The organism is Streptomyces lomondensis, assembly GCF_014651035.1.
GTDB classification, from domain to species: Bacteria; Actinomycetota; Actinomycetes; order Streptomycetales; family Streptomycetaceae; genus Streptomyces; species Streptomyces lomondensis.
Genome location: NZ_BMWC01000045.1, coordinates 1 through 832, shown reverse-complemented (window position 1 = coordinate 832; position 832 = coordinate 1). Strand labels below are relative to the sequence as shown.

1 protein-coding gene is annotated in these 832 nt (G+C 53.8%); it reads left to right on the top strand.

All coding sequences use genetic code 11. The features are described from left to right. The first annotated feature begins 51 nt into the window (after window positions 1-51). On the top strand, window positions 52-579 hold the full coding sequence (locus IE255_RS40685; RefSeq protein WP_077273887.1) for a ribulose-1,5-bisphosphate carboxylase small subunit: 528 nt from the start codon (window positions 52-54) through the stop codon (window positions 577-579). The last annotated feature ends 253 nt before the right edge of the window (window positions 580-832 follow it).

Sequence of the window (832 nt, the reverse complement as noted above, 5' to 3'; positions counted from 1 at the left end):
GGAAGCCAGAGTGCCTCCTCCTAGCAAGCTATATACCTACATAGTACAGCCATGGCCCCCACCGTGATGGCCTCGTCGGCCACCTCCGTCGCTCCTTTCCAGGGGCTCAAGTCCACCGCCGGCCTCCCCGTCAGCCGCCGCTCCAACGGCGCTAGCCTCGGCAGCGTCAGCAACGGTGGAAGGATCAGGTGCATGCAGGTGTGGCCCATCGAGGGCATCAAGAAGTTCGAGACCCTGTCTTACCTGCCACCGCTCAGCACGGAGGCCCTCCTCAAGCAGGTCGACTACCTGATCCGCTCCAAGTGGGTGCCTTGCCTCGAGTTCAGCAAGGTTGGGTTCATCTTCCGTGAGCACAACGCATCCCCTGGGTACTACGATGGCCGGTACTGGACAATGTGGAAGCTGCCTATGTTCGGGTGCACTGACGCCACACAGGTGATCAACGAGGTGGAGGAGGTCAAGAAGGAGTACCCTGACGCGTATGTCCGCATCATCGGATTCGACAACATGCGTCAGGTGCAGTGCGTCAGCTTCATCGCCTTCAAGCCACCGGGCTGCGAGGAGTCCGGCAAGGCCTAAACAGCTCACTCACGACAGGCCATATATAAAGTGCCATTGCAGTTTTGTCAACTCTGACATTGCTTTGGGTTTTCCTTCTCCATTTATCTTTCTTATTTGTTCCTAAGAATATGTGTATGTCCATGTTCATGTACCAACATGGCTCGAGAAAGCATGCTCGTATGTGAATGCTATCGGTGGCTATGTATATGCACGGACGCATAATATTATACAATATGTCAACTATATACGTTTTAATGGTAACCAATGGAAA